General features: G+C 59.5%; 17 protein-coding genes and 1 tRNA gene. 10 read left to right on the top strand and 8 right to left on the bottom strand.

Annotated elements, in window-relative coordinates:
* Nucleotides 1–27: 27 nt before the first annotated feature.
* Entirely contained in the window at nucleotides 28–1,242 is a 1,215-nt protein-coding gene (locus E0486_RS11980; RefSeq protein WP_131852422.1) for a sensor histidine kinase, read from the bottom strand.
* A gap of 253 nt (nucleotides 1,243–1,495) precedes the next feature.
* On the opposite strand from E0486_RS11980, the gene E0486_RS18900 reads away from it, so the two are divergent.
* On the top strand, nucleotides 1,496–1,633 hold the full coding sequence (locus E0486_RS18900; RefSeq protein ID WP_165917307.1) for a hypothetical protein: 138 nt from the start codon (nucleotides 1,496–1,498) through the stop codon (nucleotides 1,631–1,633).
* Nucleotides 1,634–1,641: 8 nt separating this feature from the next.
* Here the strand turns inward: E0486_RS18900 and E0486_RS11975 are convergent, their stop codons facing one another.
* The 3 genes from E0486_RS11975 to E0486_RS11965 form a co-directional block, all read right to left on the bottom strand.
* A complete protein-coding gene (locus E0486_RS11975; protein WP_131852421.1) occupies nucleotides 1,642–2,352 on the bottom strand; it encodes an endonuclease III domain-containing protein in 711 nt (236 codons plus the stop codon).
* A gap of 86 nt (nucleotides 2,353–2,438) precedes the next feature.
* Nucleotides 2,439–3,395 carry a magnesium/cobalt transporter CorA gene (corA, locus tag E0486_RS11970; protein WP_131852420.1) on the bottom strand — a complete coding sequence of 319 codons (957 nt, stop codon included), beginning with the start codon at nucleotides 3,393–3,395 and terminating at the stop codon, nucleotides 2,439–2,441.
* Nucleotides 3,396–3,443: 48 nt separating this feature from the next.
* Nucleotides 3,444–4,211 (bottom strand): TerC family protein, encoded by a 768-nt coding sequence (locus E0486_RS11965; RefSeq protein ID WP_131852419.1) that lies wholly within the window; start codon nucleotides 4,209–4,211, stop codon nucleotides 3,444–3,446.
* Nucleotides 4,212–4,312: 101 nt separating this feature from the next.
* Here E0486_RS11965 and E0486_RS11960 point away from each other — a divergent pair, with 101 nt between their 5' ends.
* Nucleotides 4,313–5,662 carry an alpha-amylase family glycosyl hydrolase gene (locus E0486_RS11960; RefSeq protein WP_165917306.1) on the top strand — a complete coding sequence of 450 codons (1,350 nt, stop codon included), beginning with the start codon at nucleotides 4,313–4,315 and terminating at the stop codon, nucleotides 5,660–5,662.
* A gap of 3 nt (nucleotides 5,663–5,665) precedes the next feature.
* Here E0486_RS11960 and E0486_RS18895 read toward each other — a convergent pair whose 3' ends face one another.
* Nucleotides 5,666–5,875 carry a CHAT domain-containing protein gene (locus E0486_RS18895; protein ID WP_165917305.1) on the bottom strand — a complete coding sequence of 70 codons (210 nt, stop codon included), beginning with the start codon at nucleotides 5,873–5,875 and terminating at the stop codon, nucleotides 5,666–5,668.
* Between the two features lie 142 nt (nucleotides 5,876–6,017).
* Between E0486_RS18895 and E0486_RS11950 the strand changes: the two genes are divergently transcribed.
* Nucleotides 6,018–7,253, top strand: a complete 1,236-nt coding sequence (locus E0486_RS11950; RefSeq protein ID WP_131852416.1) for an MFS transporter — start codon at nucleotides 6,018–6,020, stop codon at nucleotides 7,251–7,253.
* A gap of 14 nt (nucleotides 7,254–7,267) precedes the next feature.
* Here E0486_RS11950 and E0486_RS11945 read toward each other — a convergent pair whose 3' ends face one another.
* The 3 genes from E0486_RS11945 to E0486_RS11935 all read right to left on the bottom strand — a co-directional run bounded on the left by E0486_RS11945 (nucleotide 7,268) and on the right by E0486_RS11935 (nucleotide 10,576).
* Nucleotides 7,268–8,710, bottom strand: a complete 1,443-nt coding sequence (locus E0486_RS11945) for a nicotinate phosphoribosyltransferase (protein WP_131852415.1) — start codon at nucleotides 8,708–8,710, stop codon at nucleotides 7,268–7,270.
* Between the two features lies 1 nt (nucleotide 8,711).
* On the bottom strand, nucleotides 8,712–9,635 hold the full coding sequence (locus tag E0486_RS11940; RefSeq protein WP_131852414.1) for an NUDIX domain-containing protein: 924 nt from the start codon (nucleotides 9,633–9,635) through the stop codon (nucleotides 8,712–8,714).
* 251 nt (nucleotides 9,636–9,886) lie between these two features.
* Nucleotides 9,887–10,576, bottom strand: coding sequence for an NUDIX hydrolase (locus E0486_RS11935; protein WP_131852413.1), 690 nt, complete (start codon nucleotides 10,574–10,576; stop codon nucleotides 9,887–9,889).
* Between the two features lie 61 nt (nucleotides 10,577–10,637).
* Here E0486_RS11935 and E0486_RS11930 point away from each other — a divergent pair, with 61 nt between their 5' ends.
* The 7 genes from E0486_RS11930 to E0486_RS11900 all read left to right on the top strand — a co-directional run bounded on the left by E0486_RS11930 (nucleotide 10,638) and on the right by E0486_RS11900 (nucleotide 18,511).
* Nucleotides 10,638–12,227: a class I SAM-dependent methyltransferase gene (locus tag E0486_RS11930; protein WP_131852412.1), complete on the top strand. Its 1,590-nt coding sequence runs from the start codon at nucleotides 10,638–10,640 to the stop codon at nucleotides 12,225–12,227.
* 186 nt (nucleotides 12,228–12,413) lie between these two features.
* A complete protein-coding gene (locus E0486_RS11925) occupies nucleotides 12,414–13,142 on the top strand; it encodes an outer membrane beta-barrel protein (protein ID WP_131852411.1) in 729 nt (242 codons plus the stop codon).
* A 191-nt stretch (nucleotides 13,143–13,333) separates the two neighbouring features.
* Nucleotides 13,334–14,524, top strand: a complete 1,191-nt coding sequence (gene hflX / locus E0486_RS11920) for a GTPase HflX (protein ID WP_131852410.1) — start codon at nucleotides 13,334–13,336, stop codon at nucleotides 14,522–14,524.
* A 62-nt stretch (nucleotides 14,525–14,586) separates the two neighbouring features.
* Entirely contained in the window at nucleotides 14,587–14,925 is a 339-nt protein-coding gene (locus E0486_RS11915) for a Rieske (2Fe-2S) protein (protein WP_131852409.1), read from the top strand.
* A gap of 71 nt (nucleotides 14,926–14,996) precedes the next feature.
* Nucleotides 14,997–16,658 carry a cache domain-containing sensor histidine kinase gene (locus E0486_RS11910; protein WP_131852408.1) on the top strand — a complete coding sequence of 554 codons (1,662 nt, stop codon included), beginning with the start codon at nucleotides 14,997–14,999 and terminating at the stop codon, nucleotides 16,656–16,658.
* A gap of 593 nt (nucleotides 16,659–17,251) precedes the next feature.
* Nucleotides 17,252–17,325: transfer RNA gene (locus E0486_RS11905), tRNA-Asn, on the top strand.
* Nucleotides 17,326–17,524: 199 nt separating this feature from the next.
* A complete protein-coding gene (locus E0486_RS11900; RefSeq protein WP_131852407.1) occupies nucleotides 17,525–18,511 on the top strand; it encodes a site-specific integrase in 987 nt (328 codons plus the stop codon).
* The last annotated feature ends 198 nt before the right edge of the window (nucleotides 18,512–18,709 follow it).

Here is an 18,709-nt window from a genome sequence, read left to right as displayed (position 1 = left end):
CGTTTGCGCGAGGGAGGGGAAGCGTTGCTATACATCGATCTGCCCCACCGGCATCGGGAAATACAGGGTAAACTCCGAACCTTCGCCCACCGTGCTGCGCGCGCGGATAATGCCCTTGTGCGCCACAGCGATCTTACGCACCAGCGCGAGGCCGATGCCGGTGCCGGGGTAAACGTCCTGGGCATGGAGGCGTTGAAACACCTGGAAGATGCGCTCTCCTACCGACACGTCGAACCCGATGCCGTTGTCGGCCACGCTGAGGCGGCAGTACGAGCTTTGCGGCGACAGCGCCGGCTCCTCCTCGGCAGTCGTTTCTTCGGCGCTGACCCGGATATGGGGCGTCACGCCGGGCCGGGTAAACTTAAGAGCGTTGTCGAGCAGGTGGTGCAGCAGCAACCGGAACTGGGCGCGCACACCGTATACCGGGCACAGCAAACCGGTTTCGAGCACGGCGCCCTTTTCGGTGATCACCGGTTCCAGGTCCGCGGTCACCTCGCCCAGCACCTCTTCGAGGTTGACGCGCTCGTATTCTTTGCCTACCGTGTTGACGCGCGAATAGGTATACAGGTCCTGTATCAGCTGCCGCATGCGGTGTGCGGCCCGCACGATCTGGTCGAAGTGCTGCTTTTCCTTGTCGTTGAACAGGCGCTCCTTGGTATCGGCGAGGCGGTCGAGCCACAGCAGCATTTTGCGCAGCGGCTCCTGCAGGTCGTGGCTCGACACGAAGGCGAAGGCCTCGAGTTCGGCGATGGCCTCCAGCAGTTCGGCGGCGCGCAATTCCTTCTCGCGGTTTTGAAAATCGAGCTCCCGGTTGGCGGCGGCCAGCTCGGCGGCGCGTTTGTCTTTTTCGGAGTTCTGGTAAGCCAGCTCGATGTTGGCGATATGCAGCTCGGCGGCCCGCCGCTCCATTTCCTGGTTTTGTGCCGTGAGCTCGTCGAGCGCATCGGTGAGGCCGCGGTTTACCTGGAGCAGTTCATCGGCCTGGCGCTCGGTGCGGATATGCTCGCGCAGCAGCTGGCGGTCGGCGAATTCCAGTTCTTTTCCCCGCCAGGTGGCCTGCTCGGTCTGGAAGGCCAGTTCGCGACGTACCTGCGCCAGTTCCGCCGCCAGCCGCTGTGCCTCCTTCGACTGCGCGGAGGCTTCCGCGGTGGCCTGGTGCAACGCCGCACGAAGTAACTCGATCTCCGGCGCTTCGTGGCCGCCGGTTAGAAAGGAGGCTGTACGCGGTGATGGGTTATCCATACGATTCCGGTTTGAAAATGGCGAAAAAGACCTACTTCAAGGTACACCAATTCTTCGTGGAAAGCCGAATAAATAGGGACAGGAAGCTGCGGCACAGCTGGCCTGCGCACCGCATCGGGGCATCCGCACCACAACCCTGCAGGAAAAGTGACCGCTTCCGCGCCTTCCTGCGAAAAACCACGGCCCATCCCCCGCTGGACGGCCACATTAACGGAAAGTGGCACGGAATTGCACCTTTATGAGAAACACCTTTATGAGGCCTACCCAACAGATTCCCAACGGTGAACAACAAATGACCGATACGTTTCGAACCGTACCGGCCGTGACCACCGGCATCCTCGTACTCCTTTTCTTCGTGGCCATCCTCTACGTGCTGGTCAGTTCTTTCTAACCATTGCATCAAGAAGCCTTCCGCATCTGGCGTGCCTGCCCGGTGGGACAGAGCGCCAGCAGCACGCAGTGCGCGCAATCGGGCTCGCGCCAGTGACATATTTTTTGTCCGTGCTTCATCAGCAACTGGTGGTGATCGTATACATCGTGGGCGCTGAAATCCGCCGGCAGCAAATCTTCCAGCACCCGGTGCGCCCGCGCCTCTCCCAGCTTTTCCTCAATTATCCCCAGGCGCACCGCTACGCGAAAATGGTGCGAGTCTACCGGCATCGCCTTGCCGCGCAGCGTACTGAACGAGATCACCGCGGCGCTGGTTTTGGGGCCTACACCCGGGAGCTCTTCCAGCCAGGCCCGCGCCTCGGGCACCGGCATTCGTTCCAGGAAATCGAGGGTAAGATGGCCAATGCGCTCCGTGACCAGACGCAGCACCTGCCGAATGCGGGGTGCCTTTTGCTCAGGCCAGGTGCAGGCGCTGATCGCGGCCTCGACTTCCGCCACCGGTGCGTCGCGCACCGCTTCCCAAGAGCCGAAAAGACGCCGCAGGTTGCGGAAGGCCAGGCCGCTCTGGCTGTTGCGCGTACGGTGCGACAGCAGGGCCGACACCAGCTCGCTCAGCGGGTCGAGGTCGTGAAAATAGCTGATGGCTGATCCGTACACCTCCGCCAGCCGCCGGTGCACTTCCAGCACAAATTGCCGCTTATTTTCCGGGGTACCAATCATTTGCGCTTTTATCCACATCGGGCGAAGACCGTGCCGTGTGGCTTCGTACCGTATTATTACGGGAAGCGTTCAACAAACGGGCAATGCTATAGCCAGCGCTTGCGCCTGAAAAACCAAAGGAAAAGCAGCGACGCTGCTACCATCAGTCCCAACGCGAACGGGTAGCCCCCGCGCCAGCCCAGCTCGGGCATATGCCGGAAGTTCATTCCATAAATGGACGCGATCAGCGTGGGCGGCATAAAGATAACCGTCACCACCGTGAAGATCTTGATCACCTTGTTCTGCTCAATATTTACAAGACCTAAAAACGTATTTTGCAGGTACTCGAGGCGCTCGAAGTTGAACTGCGTATGCTGCAGGATCGAGCCGATGTCTTTGATGATGACGCGCAGCCGCTCTTTGTCGGACTCCTCCACGTTGTGACTCTTGAGCAGCGACGACACGAGGCGTTGCTTGTCCACAATGCTTTCACGCGCGAGGATCGTGTTTTCCTGCAACTCGGTGATGTCGATCAGCACCTGCTCTTTGAAGGAGCGCTCTTTGGTCAACTTCCGGCTGATGTCGGTGGTAAGGCGGGACAGGTGCTCAATAAAATCAGCATCCAGGTCGATCTGGAATTCGATAAGCGTAAGCAACATGTAGAGGCCGTCCACTTCCTTGGCGGCGCGCAGTGTCTTCAGGCGCTTCACCGTCAGTGCAAAGGCTTTCAGGTCGGCGTTGCGGAGGGTGAACAGCACACCGCGCTGTACAATGAACGATACCTGCTCGGTTCCCAGGCTGCGGTCGGAATAAAGTATGAAGCTGTTGTTGCCTTCGAGGTAGTCGTGCCCTTCGAAAAAGCGCGAGCTGCTTTCGATCTCTGCAGCTTCCTGCGCCGTGAATAGCTCGATTCCGAAGTGGCGCTCCACCGTGGCCTTCTCCACCGCCGAGCTCTCCTGCAGGTCTACCCAAACGATGCGCTGGCAGTCGGTGGGCTGGAGCAGGCCGGCCCCTTTCTCCCAGGTCAGGCGGCCCTGCTCGTTGATATAAAAAAGGCGGATCATGGATAGAAAACTTGGGTGGTGGTGGATCAAAAATAGCGTGCGTCGGCGCTACTCCGCAGGATGGCGGTCGGTGTCCGTTGCCTCGGCAGCCGGTGCTTCGTAGTGTTCGCGCACGTCCACCGGCGGCACCTTCCCGCCTTTCATACGCATCTGCAGAATGTCTACGCCGAGGGCAAACGCCATCGAGAAATAGATATAGCCCTTCGGGATGTGGTAGCCGAGGCCTTCTCCCATAAGCGACACGCCGATGAGCAGCAGGAACGACAGCGCCAGCATCTTGAAGGCCGGGTGGCGGTTGATGAACGAGCTGATGGGACCGGACGCAAACAGCATGATCGTAACGGTTACGATTACCGCCACATACATGATCCACAGCTGGTCGACCATACCCACGGCAGTGATGATGGAGTCGACGGAAAACACGAGGTCGAGGACCAGGATTTGGCCGATAACGCTGCGGAAGCTGTTGGCCTTGATGTTCTTCGTCTCATCACCTTCCTCGCCTTCCATTTTGTACCAGATCTCTTTCGACGCTTTGTAGATCAGGAACAGGCCGCCGGCGATGAGAATGAGGTCTTTGCCCGAGATGCCCTGGCCCATAAAGCGAAAGAGGTCGCCTTCAAGTTTAAGAATGAGCGAGATCACGCCGAGCAGGGCCAGGCGCAGGAACATGGCCAGGATGAGACCAAGACGCCGCGCTTTTTGTTGCTGCGCCGCGGGCAGGCGAGCGGCGACGATCGAGATAAAGATCACGTTGTCGAGTCCCAGCACGACTTCCAGCAGAATGAGCGTTAAAAGGGCGATGACCTGTTCCATAGTGGTTGCGGGGATGCTGCAATTCCGGTGCCGCCGGCAGTTGCAAGGGTTTTTACCGAAAAGTCATCCGGCCGCCAAAGGCAATGTGTATCTTTAACACAATGAAGCCCCGCACCCTACTCCTGCTGGCGGCCCTCTGGCTGCTCGCTGCTTGCTCCAAGAAAGATACGAATCCCGCGCCGGCACCGGCACCCACACCGACACCCGTGGTCAGCACGCCGTTTACGCGTGCGGACAACGAAGACCTCGTACTCTACGAAGTGAACACTCCCGCCTTCAGCGCCTCACGCAACATCAACGGCGTCACGGCGCGCCTCGACGCCATCAAGTCGCTGGGCGTCAACACCCTCTGGACGATGCCCATTCAACCCGTGGGACAGGTAAATTCGATCGGGTCGCCCTATTGCGTGCGCGACTACTACGGCGTCAACCCTTCGCTGGGCAACCTCAATGACCTCAAGAACCTCGTAAATGGCGCCCACGCCCGGGGCATGGCCGTCATCCTCGACTGGGTGGCCAACCACACCAGCTGGGACCATCCCTGGCTTGCCGCCAACCCGCAGTGGTACACGCAGGTAAACGGCCAAGTAGTGTCGCCGCAGGGCACCGGCTGGAATGATGTAGCCGATCTCAACTACGCGAACACCGATATGCGCCAAGCGATGATCAGCGCCATGAAATACTGGGTGCAGCAGGCCGGCGTGGACGGTTTCCGCTGCGATGCCGCCGACTATGTGCCCGCCGACTTCTGGCAGCAGGCCATCGACTCGCTGCGCCGCGTGCAGCCCCGCCTCATCATGCTGGCCGAAGGCGCGCGCGCCGATCACTTCAGCGCCGGGTTTGACCTCAATTTCAGCTGGAACTACCTGGGAGCGCTTTACGGCGTGTTTCACAACGGGCAGAACGCATCCAACCTGTTCACCGCAAGCGCCGCCGAGTGGAGCACCGTGCCCGCCGGCAAGCGCAAACTGCGCTTCATTACCAACCACGACGAAATGGGCAACAGCACGCCGGCCACCAGCTACGGCGGACCCACCGGGGCACTTGCTGCTGAAGCGGCCACGCTCTTCCTGCCCGGCAACCCGCTGTTGTACGGCGGACAGGAAGTAGGTGTTCCGAGCAACTCGGTGTATACCGGCGGCACGATCGACTGGAACGCTAATCCCGCCACGCTGCAGGCCTATACGAAGCTGATGGCCGCCTACAGCAGCTCCGATGCAGCCCGCCGGGGTACGCTGCAAACCTATCCCGACAACAACGTACTTGTGTATACGCGTGGCTACAACACGCAGCAGCTGCTGGTGCTGGTCAACACGCGCAACAGCGTGCAGACGGTCAGCCTGGATGCTGCGCTGGCAGGCTCCTGGAACAACGCGCTCGAGAGCGGCACCCTGACGGTAGGCAGCAGCATGACATTGCAGCCGTACCAATACGTGGTGTTGAAAAAATAGCGCTCAGATTGGTACGCCGCACATGGAGAAAGCAGCCCAGGAATAAGGATCGGGCTGCTTTTTTTTGTACTCCAGCACCGCGCGGCGCAAGGCTTCGTAGGAAAAATAGGTTTGCCCCTTTCCTTCGTTGACCAGGTAGCGGGTGAACAGCGCCATGAGCTCGGGGGTTTGTCCGTCGCTGATCTCCCAGAGGCTCATCAGCACATTGCGCATCAGCCGGCAGGGGCGCCCGGTTACTGGGCGCAGGTTAATAGGGGGCCGAGCACCAGCAAACGAAGCAGTCGCATAAACGGTTTTGTGAAATATACACTTTCCCGCGGTTCGGGGCGGGCACCGGTGCCTAGTTTTGTGCCCCATGCGTTTGCTCCGACAGGTATTCCGATCGTATCGCCAGTCGTTCTCCGGCCTCAGCCGCGAAACCTGGCTGCTGGCCACGGTGATCCTCATCAACCGTTGCGGCTTTATGGCCGTGCCGTTTATGAGCCTTTATGTGACGCAACACCTGCACCGCCCAGCCACCGATGCGGGGCTTGTCATTACCCTGTTCGGCGTCGGCTCCATCGCCGGCGCAGCCATCGGCGGACTCCTCACCGACCGCGTCGGCTACCGCCCCGTACAGGTGGGCGCCCTCCTCCTCGGCGGCACGTTGTTTCTGCTCTTCGCACGGGTCACGCATTTTCCTACGCTGTGCGCGCTCTCGCTGGTGATCCCGTTTTTTACAGAAGCTTTCCGGCCGGCCAACTTCGCGGCCACGCATGCCTATGCGAAGCCGGGCACCAATACCCGATCGTACGCGCTCAACCGCCTCGCCATGAATATCGGTTGGGCGGTAGGCTCGGCGCTGGGCGGCCTCCTGGCATCGGTCGACTACCGCCTGCTGTTTGTGGTAGACGGAGGCATTTCGGTGCTGGCAGGCATTACGCTCTGGATCCTGCTTCCGCCGCTGCGGGCGGCGATGAAAGCGGCGCGCGCCGCGGTACGCAAGGGCGCACACATCTGGCACGACGCGCTGTTTCTCCGATTCATGGCCGTCACCACCCTGTTCGCTACCTGCTTCTTCCTGATGTTCCGCATCGGCCCGCTCTTCTTCAAAGAACAATGGGGGCTGCGCGAATCCACCATCGGGCTGGTGCTCGGGTTCAATGGTATCCTCATCGCGCTGTTCGAGATGGTGCTGATCAGCCGCATTGAGAAAAGGCGCGCCCCGCTGCAATTCGCCATTCTCGGCGCGTTGCTGCTCGGCGCCTCCTATCTTTTCCTGTTGCTGCCGGCGACGACCGCACTGCTGAATGCCTTACTGTCGATGCTGTTCTTTACCGCCGGCGAGATGTTCGCGCTGCCCTTTATCAATGCCTTTGTGAACAGCCGCGCCCGGGAAGGCAACCGCGGGCAATTTGCCGCCGGCTACACGCTTTGCTGGAGCTGCGCCCAGGTGATTGGCCCGGCAGGCGGGTTCTTCCTTGCCGAACGCTGGGGCTATGGCTTGCTTTGGGTGCTGCTGACGCTGTTGCTGGCGGGCGCCGGGCTTGGCTACCACCGGCTCAACGGGCGGATTGCAGCCGAACGCGCCGGTGTAGAACAGGCCGCCTGATCGGGATTCTCCACTTACGCAAAGCACAGCTTTTCCTGCGGCGCCAGCGCGCGGGCGCGGATGTCGGCATAACGCTGTTCGTTCAGCAACATACCCTTCTCAAATACCGGGAGTAATTCGTTGTTGAGCGCGGGGCCGGCGCCTTCGCGCACCGTGCGATAGCGGCCTTCATCGAGCACCAGCTTCAGGCGCCCGCCCTTCGACTCTTTAAAGGAGCGATGCAGCGAGCCTTTCGCGTCGAGTTCAACCGGCTGCTTGCGTACGTCGCGGCCGCGGCCTGCCACTTCGGCCCAGGAACATTTCAGCGCAAACTTTTGCGTGTCGCGATCCACCTTTTGCAACAAGGCGCCGCCCATGCCGAGCACCAGGTTTTCGGCACTGATGCCGTTCAGTTGCAGGGCACCGTAGATGGCCCGGATGGACTCGGGGTTGATGCCGTCGCCCTGCAGCACGCGCACCTGCGGCGGCAGCACCTTGTAGCCTTTTTCATTCACGGTAAAACCGAAGCGCTCCAGCAGCAGGTCGAACACACGGAGCAAGGTAAATACGGGATCGCCGCTGTCGGGGCGGATCACCAGCGTTCCCTTGCGGGCCAGCACCTGCTCGCGCAGGGCGCCGCCCCAGTAGTCGGTGCAGGCGCGGAAGATGTCGTATGAGTCGGATACCACCGAAAGGATGCCATCCGGATACGTGTTGAGCGCGTGGCGGAATACGTCGAGCTCGCCTTCGGCGCCCAGCAGCGTGCACACGGAGTGCTCGGTGGCGGGCACCGATTGCCCGGGCATGCCTGCCGCGCCGTAATAGCGGCGCAGCAGCATCGAGCCGGCCAGCGTGTCGCTGCCCTTAAAGTGCAGCAGGTGCGCCGCCGCGCCGAGACCGGCGCTTTCCACCGACGACACACCGCGAAAGCCGAAGTCGTTGAGCACGTAGTCGATACTGTCTTGCGCGCCCGCCGAGGACGTCGTATCGAAGTAGTGTTGCACGATGGCACGCACGGCGCCCGACAGGGTGGCCACGGTGGACGGGTACCAAACCTGCATCAGCAGCGATTCCAAAAAATTCGTGAGCCAGAAACACTGCGGGTCGGTATTCTCAATTGTCATCAGCACGTTGTGCACCGGGATGCGGCTGCCCTCGGGCACCGCGTGGATGCGCACCGGGAGGCGGCCACCATGTCGCTTCACGATATAGTCGAAGCGCGCGCGCTCGAATACGTCGGCCCGGCCAAAGACCTGCGGGAGGAGCTCCGCGGCCTCGTCCACTTTTTCGGTGGTCAGCACCGGGCCTTCGAGGTAGTGCTTCAGGAAATACTGGAGCCCGAAGAAGACGGTGGCATCGAAGGCGCCGCCGCGGCTTTCAAGGTACGAGTAGATCCGCGTAGTGCCGGGTGCGTACAACTTGTGGTGTGCGTACTTGTAGGCGTCGGCGAGCAGGGCGATGTTCTCATTCGTTTTCATATCAAACCTTTTGAAGTGAGGAATCGGGTTGTTGGGTCAGCGCACCGCGCAGCAGCGCAAAGAGGGGTGCGTGTTCGGAAGCCAGCGCCCCGGAAACGTCCCGTGCATCGAGCTCCGCGAGCGGGAACCAGGAAAGTGCCTCGAGGTCGTCGGCGGCGCGGGGCGTGCCATACAGGAGGTCGGTGGCGAAAAGGAGCGTCACGATCTTGTCGGGTACCGGGCGGTAGCGCCAGTCGTCGATGCGGGCCGAGCCGAGGTATTGAAACGTGCCGGTTTCGAGGCTACCGCATTCTTCGGCAAGCTCGCGGCGGGCCGCTTCTTCAAAGGAGGCATCGGCAGGGTCGGCGAAGCCGCCGGGAAAGCGCCATTCCTTCCGCCCGGCCTTGCGGCCCAGCAGCACTTCGCTGCGGCCGCGGCGCAGCAGCGCCACATCAACGGTTGGAAACACCTGCAGGTACCTGTTCTGGCAGGCATAGTTGACGCCGCAGCGGAAGTCTTCGCTGTCGCGAACCTCGCCGGCAAGATCGCGGCGGAGCTCGGTGGCCGAGGGTCCTTCCTGCGCGGGCAGCTCGCACACGGGCAGGCTGCCCGAGTAGTGCGGAAGAAAGGAGTCGCGGCTGCCGTAAAGCAGGAAGGACTCGCCGGGAAAGGCCTGCTGCAGCAGGCGGTCGAGGCCCTGCGACCAGGCGGCATCGCTGGGATGATCGGGCAGCGGCAAAACGGTGAGCGAGGGCCAGGCGGCGCGGAGCATGCGCTCGCGGGTGAAGAAGTCGAAGGGATCGCGGCGGGAGCCTTTCAGGGGTGCCACGCCCAGCACTACCACCAGCTTGCGGTGGCGCGCCCCTACTGTTTCTACCAGGAAGCGGTGGCCTTCGTGGAGGCGGGGTGTTTGAAAGCGGGCGACAATCACAGCTGCGGGTTCCATTTTGCGTATATTTTACACTAAATTAGAACGGAACAAATTGCCGGCCAAATTTTGCGTCATTTTTACGCTAAATAGAGAAGGAACCCCGCCTCCTGCGGGGCACGGAGCAGATTCGGAGGATTCTTCGGATTACCGCAGGTTTTTACCAGCTTTCCAGCGCAGGCAAACGTGCCCATAATCGATGTATGGGTACGAAAATGAGCACCGATGAATCATTTATCATCTTACTAATCCTATAAGATCTGCGTTCGCTAGATCTCGAAGGAGATGCCGCTCCGCACAAGCTCTTCGTAGCGCTTGCGGTTGAACCGAAACAGCTTGCTGGGACGGCCTTTGCCTTCGGCGGGCGCTACGCCGCCGGTTTCATCGAGCACATTGAGGGCATGGATCTTCTTGGCAAAGTTGCGGCGGTCGATAGGGCGGTCGAGCAGGGCGCTGTACAGCCGCTCGAGGTCGGAGAAGGGAAAGGTCTTGTCGAGCAGCTCGAAGCCGATCGGCTGGTAGCGGATCTTGGCCCGCACCCGCTCCACGGCGCAGCGCACGATGTCTTTGTGGTCGAAGGCCAGCTTGGGCAGGGCGCCGATCGGGAACCATTGCGCTTCCTCGGCATCGGTGCTGGCGCGCAGCTCCTGGTAGCGGCTGCTTTTTACGAGGGCGAAATAAGCCACCGAGATAATGCGCTGCCGGGGGTCGCGGCCGGGGTCGCCGAAGGTGAAAAGCTGCTCGAGGTATTGCACCCGCACCCCCGTTTCCTCTTCCAGCTCGCGGCGCACCGCCGTCTCGAGCGATTCGTCGGGCTGAACGAAGCCGCCGGGCAGCGCCCAGCGGTTCTCAAAGGGCGCGTATTTACGGCGAATGAGCAGCACCGACACGCCCTCAGTTTTGGCATAACCAAACAACACGGCGTCTACCGCCACCTGTATCGCGCTCCGGGAAGGCATGGCGGCAAGATAACGGCAAAACGGCTATCTTGTCCGCCAGCACCACTTTGCGCCCCTTCGTATGTACCTGCTCTTCCCCGGACGACACCACCTGCTCACTGCCTTTCAGCACCAATACCTGCGCAGCCTGCTGGCGCCCGGCGCCGCCTGGACCGACATAGATGGAAATACCTTTCGACCGGGCGGTGCCGTGGAAGCGATCCTCTTCGCCGTCACTTCGGCAAATCACTCCAACACCCGCCGCAACCCACTGCCCTTTTATCTCCGTGCTATTGCCCTCGAGGCCTTTGGCACCGGGCTCGGCGTGCCGGTGTATCTCTACGGGATCGACGACGTAGGCAGCCTGCCCAACTTCGCTACCTACACGCTCAAGCGCATCCGCCACGAAAGCGAGGGCCGCTTCGACCTGACACCCGACAATTGCGCCGTCGTATGCTCCACCGGCGTGGGCGCCGGCTATGAAGAACTCGGCTTCCGCATCCTCCCCGCCGAGCTCGAAGACGCCGCCAGCGGCCGCTGCCGCGCCGAGATGCCCTGGGATCTCGTGGAAGCCGTGGCCGCCAGCGCCGACTGGCGCGCCGATGCGGCGCTGCGGGCAAAGATCCACCCGGCCTCCTGGCGCGTGTGGGACAACTATCGCCTCGGCGACAAGGTGCAGCTGCTGTTCCGCGACGCCATGATCGGCTCCGACGGCGACCTCACCGCCACGCGCGACTACAATGTATATGTGCGGCAGATGGACGAGATCGCCGAAACGAAATACCGCGACACGGCGCCTTTTGTGCAACCCGGCCGCATCGGCGACATCGGCTGCGCCGTGGGCTCCTGGATCCGGCAGGCCTGTGCCGACGAGCGCTTCCGCGAATCGGATTTTTACGGCGTGGAAGTATCGCGCCCGCTGTACGAGATCTGCCTGCAGCGCAAGGCCAACGGCGACTTCCGCAATCCCTTCGTATTCTTCGCCCAGCGCAACGCCGTAACCGGCCTTTCCTTCGATGCGGCGTCGATGAATACAATCCATACCTCTTCGCTCACGCACGAGATCGAATCCTACGGCTGCCGCGCCGACCTGCTGCAGTTCATCCGCAACCGCTACGCCGAGCTCGTGCCCGGCGGTGTGTGGATCAACCGCGACGTGCTGGGCCCTGAAGGCGGCGACGAGCCCGTACTGCTGTGGCTCGATGACCGCGACGGAACCAATGACGTAGCCGCCTCCTTACCCGCCGATGGCGCGGCCCTCAAGCAGCACCTCGACGGCCTCAGCACCCGCGCCCGCTTTCGTGTATTTGCGGAGGGCTTTCGCAAAGCCGAAAGCTATGTGCTTTCGTATGAAGAGGTGACGGTCGCCGGCCGTGCCCTGTTGCGCCTGTCGCGCCGCGATGCCGCCGAATTCCTGCTGCACAAGGACTACACCGACAACTGGCGCAGCGAGCTGCACGAAACGTATTGTGCCTGGAGCTTCAGCGACTGGGACGAGCGGATGACCGAAGCCGGCTTTCGCATCCACCCTGATTCCAAAGCCTTTACCAACGACTGGATCCGCAGCAATCGTTGGGAGGGCAAGGCTGTCCTGTACCGCGCGCATGGAGCCAACCTGCTGGAAGAACCCTTTCCCGTGACCACGATGATCTTCATCGGCGTAAAAAGCTGAACGGGCCGGTCTTCCCAGGGCGAGAGCGGCTTTAGGTTTGCCTGGCCCGGTGCAGCGTTCCAGCGAAGCTGACAGCCGAACGGCCGTACCCGCCGGAAGCCCCATTCTACCTATCTTTGCGCGGTTCCGGCGACTTAACCTTTCATTAACCCTTCGCCGCATACATTTGAATTTTAACAACGACGAATGAGAAAATCTTTCCTGGTAGCGCTTTCCCTGCTGCTTTCTGGTATCGTGATGGCGCAATCTGACTCTACGGTAAAACGCAGCATGCTTTCCAGCCGCGGCCTGCCCAAGGGCAACGATCACTTCCTGGTTCAAGGCGGTATCACCCAGTGGTCCGGCCGCCCCGACACCCTCAGCACAACCGGGATATCGCGCTCGCTCAACATCTATTTCATGATGGCCTTCCCCTTCCGCACCAACCCGCACCTTAGCGCGGCCATCGGCCTGGGCGTCGGCTCCGACAATATGTTCTTCAAGAACACCGACATCCGCATCCGCGATAACGTCAACACCATCGCTTTCCGGAATGTGGCCGATACGAACCACTTCAAGAAATACAAGCTCACCACCGATTACCTCGAAGTGCCGCTGGAGCTCCGCTGGACCTCGCGCCCCGACGACGACGCGCACAGCTTCAAGGTGGCGCTTGGCGTAAAAGTGGGCACGTTGCTCAACGCGAAGACCAAAGGCAAGAACCTGCTGGACCGCGCCGGCACCTCCATTTCCGATTATAAAGAGAAGGAATTCAGCAAGCGCTTCTTCAACAGCCAGCGCTTTTCGGCGACCGGCCGCATCGGCTACGGTCACTTCGGCATCTTCGCTTCCTACCAGATCTCGCAGGTATTCAAGGAGAACAACGGCCCCAACGTGCACCCCTTCACCGTTGGCCTTAGCCTGACCGGCCTCTAACCCAATCCCCCAAGGGGTACTAAAGCGGTATTGCGCCTTTTAGTGGCAACAATATGTTACCCGAAAGCCCGGAACACAATGTGTTCCGGGCTTTTTGTTTTGACCCGATGGCTTTAGGAATGATTACTGTATAAACAACCGGTACACCCTAAGTGCCCCCTTTGGGGGACAGGGGGCTTATATTTGGAGCGATGATCGATAACAGGAATAAAATTCAGGAAGAAGAAAAGGCCGTGCTGGTAGGCGTGGTGCAGAAAGAGCAGACCGAAACCCAGGTAACCGAGTACCTCGACGAGCTGGCCTTCCTGGCCGAGACCGCCGGCGCCGTCACCGTGAAGCGCTTTGTGCAGAAGCTGGCCCGGCCGGAGCCCAAGACCTTCGTAGGCAAGGGAAAGCTCCAGGAGATCGCCGCCTACGTGCAGACCCACGGCATCAACCTCATCATCTTCGACGACGAGCTCACCGGCGCGCAGATCGGCAATATTGAAAAGGAAACAAAGGTGAAGGTCATCGACCGCTCCGACCTCATCCTCGACATTTTCGCCCGGCGCGCCAAAACCGCCCAGGCCAAAGCCCAGGTGGAGCTCGCGCAATACCAATATATCCTGCCCCGCCTCCGCGGTATGTGGACGCACCTCGAGCGCCTTGGCGGCGGCATCGGCACCCGCGGTCCGGGTGAGACCGAGATCGAAACGGACCGGCGGATTGTGCGCGAGAAGATCTCGCTGCTGCGCAAGCGCCTGCAGGAGATCGACAAGCAGGCCTTTACCCAGCGCAAGGAACGCGGCGAGTTCATCCGCGTATCGCTCGTAGGCTACACCAACGTGGGCAAGAGCACGCTCATGAACCTGCTCAGCAAAAGCGAGGTGCTGGCTGAAAACAAACTATTCGCCACGCTCGATACGACCACCCGGAAGATCGTGTATGAAACGACGCCCTTCCTGCTTTCCGACACGGTCGGTTTCATCCGCAAGCTGCCGCACCACCTCGTGGAGAGCTTCAAGAGTACCCTCGACGAGGTGCGCGAGGCCGACATCCTGTTGCACGTAGTGGACCTGAGCCACCCGCAGTATGAAGACCAGATGGGCACCGTGAACAAGACGCTGCAGGAACTCAAAAGCTTTGAAAAGCCGATCCTCATCATCTTCAACAAGCTCGATGAATACGTAGCCAAAACCTTCGACGCCTGGCTCGACGACGCCACCAAGGCCGACCTCCTGCGCGAGCTCGAGGAACGCTGGCAGCGCGAAACGAACGGCAACGCCCTCTTCATCTCGGCCCTGCAGCGCACCAACATCGAAAAGCTGCGCGAAGTGATCCTGGAAAAAGTGCGCGAGCTGTACCGCATTCGCTATCCTTATAAAACGGAGTTCTTCTATTAAGTCGAAAATGAAGGATGAATGCCCGGCAGACGCCTGCTCTTTTGACATTTTAATTTTGACGTTTGAATTGGATCAAGATCGCCGAATCGCCGGATGAACTTCCCTGGAACGACCGCAACCTGGCAGAGATCGAGGCGGCCGGCCGCTCGTTTTGCCTGGCGCGCCACGAGGGGATCATCTATGCCGTGGCCCCGAAATGCCCGCATGCTTCGGGGCACTTTGTGCACGGCACCATCGACGCGCGCGGCAACGTGGTATGCCCGCTGCACCGCTACAAGTTCTGCCTCGCCAACGGCCGCAACGTCAGTGGTGAGGGCTATTACCTGAAGCACTGGCCCGTGGAGCAGCGCCCCGACGGCTTGTACGTGGGCATGCCCCCCGGGTTTGCCGGCTTCGACTGACCGCTTACCGAATCCTTTGCTATGGCGGCACAGGATTCGCTACTTTGCAGGCGGTAATTTTCAAAGCCAACATGAACCTTGCCCGCTACCTGGAACGAACGGGCCGTCTCGTGGCCGCCGTCGCACTGTTCTGCGCATTGCTGCTCTTCCTTGTGTGGAATGTCATCCTGCGGCAGATCGCCGAAAGCAGGCAGTCCGCCATCAACGCGGCCATCCAGCGCAACAACAACCTCGTAGTAACCCTCGAGCAGCACGCCCTGCACAGCATCCGCAATGCCGATGCGCTCATGCAGCTCGTACGCTACGAGCACGCCAAAGCCGGCAACAGACTCGACCTCAACGCATTGCTTTCGCAAGGAGTGATCGACAGCAACAACCTCGCGGGCGTCAGCATCATCGATGCCCAGGGGCACCTGCGGCTGAGCAACCGCGCCATTCCCAAAATGCCCATCGATGTTTCGGACCGGGAACACTTCCTCGTGCACAAGACGCACCGCGATACCTTGTATATCGGAACGCCGATCCAGTCGCGCACGCTTGGCCGCCCGGTGATCGTGCTGAGCCGGCGCCTGCCGGGACCCGGCAACAGCTTCGGGGGCACAGTAACGGTGCAGATCGAGCCGGTCACTTTCACCCGGTTTTACGCCCAAGCCGCCCTCGGGCCGCATGACCTCATCTCGCTCATCGCGCCCAACGGCATTACCTACGCCCGGCGCACCGGCTCACTGGAAAGCTCGGGCGAAGACATCCATAAGAGCCCGCTGTTCCAGCACGTAGCACAACAGCCGATCGGCTACTACTACGCCCGCGACGCCATCCACGGCATTCCCAGCTGGTTCAGTTACCGCAAGATGAAAGACTACCCGATGATCGCCACCGTGGGTTCCTCGGAAGAAGATATGCTGATGGAGCACCATGCGGCCGCCCGGCGCGAGTACCGCTTCGGTGCGGTGATCAGCCTGCTCCTGCTGCTCTTTTCGGGGATGGTGTGCGCCGTGCTGCTGCAGCGCCGCAAGCGTATCCTCGAGATCCAGGACGCCGAGCAGCGCCGCCGCCGCGACCAGAAGCGCAACCAGCGCCGCCTCACCCAGCAGATCATCGCCGCGCAGGAACGCGAGCGCGAAAACATCGGCCGCGAACTGCACGACAATGTCAACCAGGTGCTGACCACGGTGAAGCTCAACATAGAGCTGGCGCAATCCGACGAGCGCCTGGCACCGGGCCTGCTGGCCAACTCGGTGCGTTACCTGCAGCAGTGTATTTCGGGCATCCGCAACCTGTCGCGCGAATTGTCGGCGCCCACCCTGGGCACCCGCTCATTGATCGACTCGGTGACCGCACTGGTGGAGATGGTGGCGCCTTCCTCCGGCCTCGACATCCGCTTTCACCACGAAACCTTCCGGCAAATCGTGCCGATGGAGCAGAAGCTCGCGTTCTACCGCATTTTGCAGGAGGCGCTCAACAACATCATGCGCCACGCCTCCGCCACCCATGTGGAGATCGAGTTGTCGCAGGCGGCCGGTATTTCGACGCTCACCATCACCGACGACGGCTGCGGCTTCGATACGGCGGGGAAGCACAGCGGCATCGGCCTCACCAACATGCGGAGCCGCGCCGCCGTACTCGGCGGCACCCTGCACGTGCAGTCGGGCCTCCACCGCGGCTGCCAGGTGGTGGTGCGCATTCCGCTTCCTTCCACACCGGTAGTGGTGGCACCCAAACCGGGCGTCTGAGCCTTTCCCCTTTCGGTTTTTTGTAGGCGCGCCTAAGGGAAATCCGTTACGACGCAAAAAAACAATGTTGCAACAAAAACCAAAGTTTTGCGGCTACGTATGTTGTAGTAAATCCGATCCTCTGAAAGCCATCCGGGTCCTTCGAAAAACCAGTTCCGATCTTATGAAAGCCAGTCCGAATCCTTTGAAACCGAATCCGATCTTATGAAAGCCTGATCCTGTCTTATGAAAACCTGTCCAGTCCTGAAAAACCAAAGTTGAAATCCAATCCTGCGAAAGCCCTGACCCGGAATTTTTGTAAATCGAAAAACCTAAGAAAAGCGACCAACTCCGACTTCCCGTATTGATCCCTCCACCCCCCGGTGGAGGGATTTTTTATTACCGGCCCGGAGCCCCACGCCAGGAGAAAGGGAGCCGCTGGTTACAACTCCCCGGGTATTCGCCCCGACCGGGGCCGCCGGCAATGCCTTCTGCCAGAATCATTTAGAAAAATATTTTTCCGCGGGCGCGGTATGTTTTTGCAGAATCCCCTATTTTTGCTCTCCCAAAGCAAGAAACTACCGGCTCCACGGTGGTGGAAAGTGGCGGGAAATTCCTCCTTAGCTCAGTTGGTTAGAGCATCTGACTGTTAATCAGAGGGTCTCAGGTTCAAGTCCTGAAGGGGGAGCTGAAAGGTCTGAAAGTCATTGATTTTCAGGCCTTTATTGTTTTTATACCTCCCTGATTTTGCCCCTTTCGTAAGGCTGCGAGGTTTCTAATTGGTTACCCATTTTCAAAAAGCAGGTTACCACTTTTTCTTTTGAAACCCGCCACAGGCCTGCATTTCAGAAATCCCATTCTGCTTACCTCCAAAAATCAGGTTTCCTATGGCAAAAAACAATCTGACCATACTCTTCTGGCTGTATAAGGCCAAGTCCAACAAACAGGGAGAGGCTCCACTTTACCTGCGGATCAGCTACGATAATAAAAGAAAGAATATCTCTACCGGCTTTGCCATTACCCCAGAGCGATGGGACGCGCTACGCGGGCAGGTCAAAGGTTCAAAGGAAGATGCCCGACTAATCAACACGTATATAACCGAAAGCCGAGGCAAGCTAATGGAGCTCTTCAACTCCATGCATCGGGAAAGGAATATAGACTTGGATGTTCTCGTTGAACGCTTTTTCGGTAGGGATGCGAACCAAATGACCCTAATGGAGCTTATCACTTATCACAATAAGGAATTTGAGAGCCGGGTAGGGATAGACTTCAGCTATTCAACGTTCGAGAAGTACGACATCTTACGCCGAAAAGTGGAAACGTTTATTGCTCATAAGTACCAAAAGAAGGACATCAAGCTCAAGGATCTTTCTCACGGTTTTATGGCCGATTTTGAGTTTTACCTGAAAAGCAACGACAAGAATGAGCACAATACCTCCACTAAGTATTTAAAGAGCCTAAAGAAGATCTTGAACATGGCCGTGCTTAACGGATGGATAGAAGAAAACCCGTTTAAGAATTACAAATCCAATTACAAGGACGTCGAAAGGGTTTATCTCACGCAAAAAGAACTGGATAAGATTGAAAGTAAGACCTTCAAAATAGAACGGCTTCGCCTCGTCAGAGATATGTTTCTATTTCAATGTTACACAGGGCTTGCGTATAGTGATATGGCTAAGCTGAAACACGGAAACCTTTTGCCGGGCATCGACGGAAAGACGTGGATATTTACGCGCCGAAAGAAAACGGATGTGCGGGCTGCGATTCCCCTCCTTTCAAAAGCAGAACGAATTATTAAGGCCTATGACCTTGGCGAACCCAATCCTGCCAAACCCCTCTTTCCAGCTTATAGCTGCAAACGCCGGCGATATTGACCACCCTGCGCCGGTGGAAGTTGACCACCTGGCGCCGGAGCAAACTGACCACCCCGCGCCGGAGTAAATTGACCACTTCCGCCGGAGCAAATTGACCACCCTTTCACTGACGCTTTACTAATCCCTGAGCCGGGCATCTGCGGCAACCATTGATCTGCTGCCACCTTTAGAAAAAAGGGCAGCACCGATGGCTAATCA

The sequence above is a fragment of the Flaviaesturariibacter aridisoli genome (assembly GCF_004343705.1).
Classification (GTDB): domain Bacteria; phylum Bacteroidota; class Bacteroidia; order Chitinophagales; family Chitinophagaceae; genus Flavisolibacter; species Flavisolibacter aridisoli.
Note: the sequence above shows the minus strand (reverse complement) of the source record. Positions and strands in the feature narration are given on the sequence as shown.

Coding starts and splice junctions, on each gene's coding strand:
- E0486_RS11935 (WP_131852413.1), bottom strand. CDS start 10,576: ATGCCTTCCCGGAGCGCGATACAGGTGGCGGTAGACGCCGTGTTGTTT.
- E0486_RS11940 (WP_131852414.1), bottom strand. CDS start 9,635: ATGGAACCCGCAGCTGTGATTGTCGCCCGCTTTCAAACACCCCGCCTC.
- E0486_RS18900 (WP_165917307.1), top strand. CDS start 1,496: ATGAGGCCTACCCAACAGATTCCCAACGGTGAACAACAAATGACCGAT.
- corA (WP_131852420.1), bottom strand. CDS start 3,395: ATGATCCGCCTTTTTTATATCAACGAGCAGGGCCGCCTGACCTGGGAG.
- E0486_RS11980 (WP_131852422.1), bottom strand. CDS start 1,242: ATGGATAACCCATCACCGCGTACAGCCTCCTTTCTAACCGGCGGCCAC.
- E0486_RS11975 (WP_131852421.1), bottom strand. CDS start 2,352: ATGATTGGTACCCCGGAAAATAAGCGGCAATTTGTGCTGGAAGTGCAC.
- E0486_RS11910 (WP_131852408.1), top strand. CDS start 14,997: ATGAACCTTGCCCGCTACCTGGAACGAACGGGCCGTCTCGTGGCCGCC.
- E0486_RS11925 (WP_131852411.1), top strand. CDS start 12,414: ATGAGAAAATCTTTCCTGGTAGCGCTTTCCCTGCTGCTTTCTGGTATC.
- E0486_RS18895 (WP_165917305.1), bottom strand. CDS start 5,875: ATGCGCAATGTGCTGATGAGCCTCTGGGAGATCAGCGACGGACAAACC.
- E0486_RS11945 (WP_131852415.1), bottom strand. CDS start 8,710: ATGAAAACGAATGAGAACATCGCCCTGCTCGCCGACGCCTACAAGTAC.
- hflX (WP_131852410.1), top strand. CDS start 13,334: ATGATCGATAACAGGAATAAAATTCAGGAAGAAGAAAAGGCCGTGCTG.
- E0486_RS11900 (WP_131852407.1), top strand. CDS start 17,525: ATGGCAAAAAACAATCTGACCATACTCTTCTGGCTGTATAAGGCCAAG.
- E0486_RS11960 (WP_165917306.1), top strand. CDS start 4,313: ATGAAGCCCCGCACCCTACTCCTGCTGGCGGCCCTCTGGCTGCTCGCT.
- E0486_RS11930 (WP_131852412.1), top strand. CDS start 10,638: ATGTACCTGCTCTTCCCCGGACGACACCACCTGCTCACTGCCTTTCAG.
- E0486_RS11965 (WP_131852419.1), bottom strand. CDS start 4,211: ATGGAACAGGTCATCGCCCTTTTAACGCTCATTCTGCTGGAAGTCGTG.
- E0486_RS11950 (WP_131852416.1), top strand. CDS start 6,018: ATGCGTTTGCTCCGACAGGTATTCCGATCGTATCGCCAGTCGTTCTCC.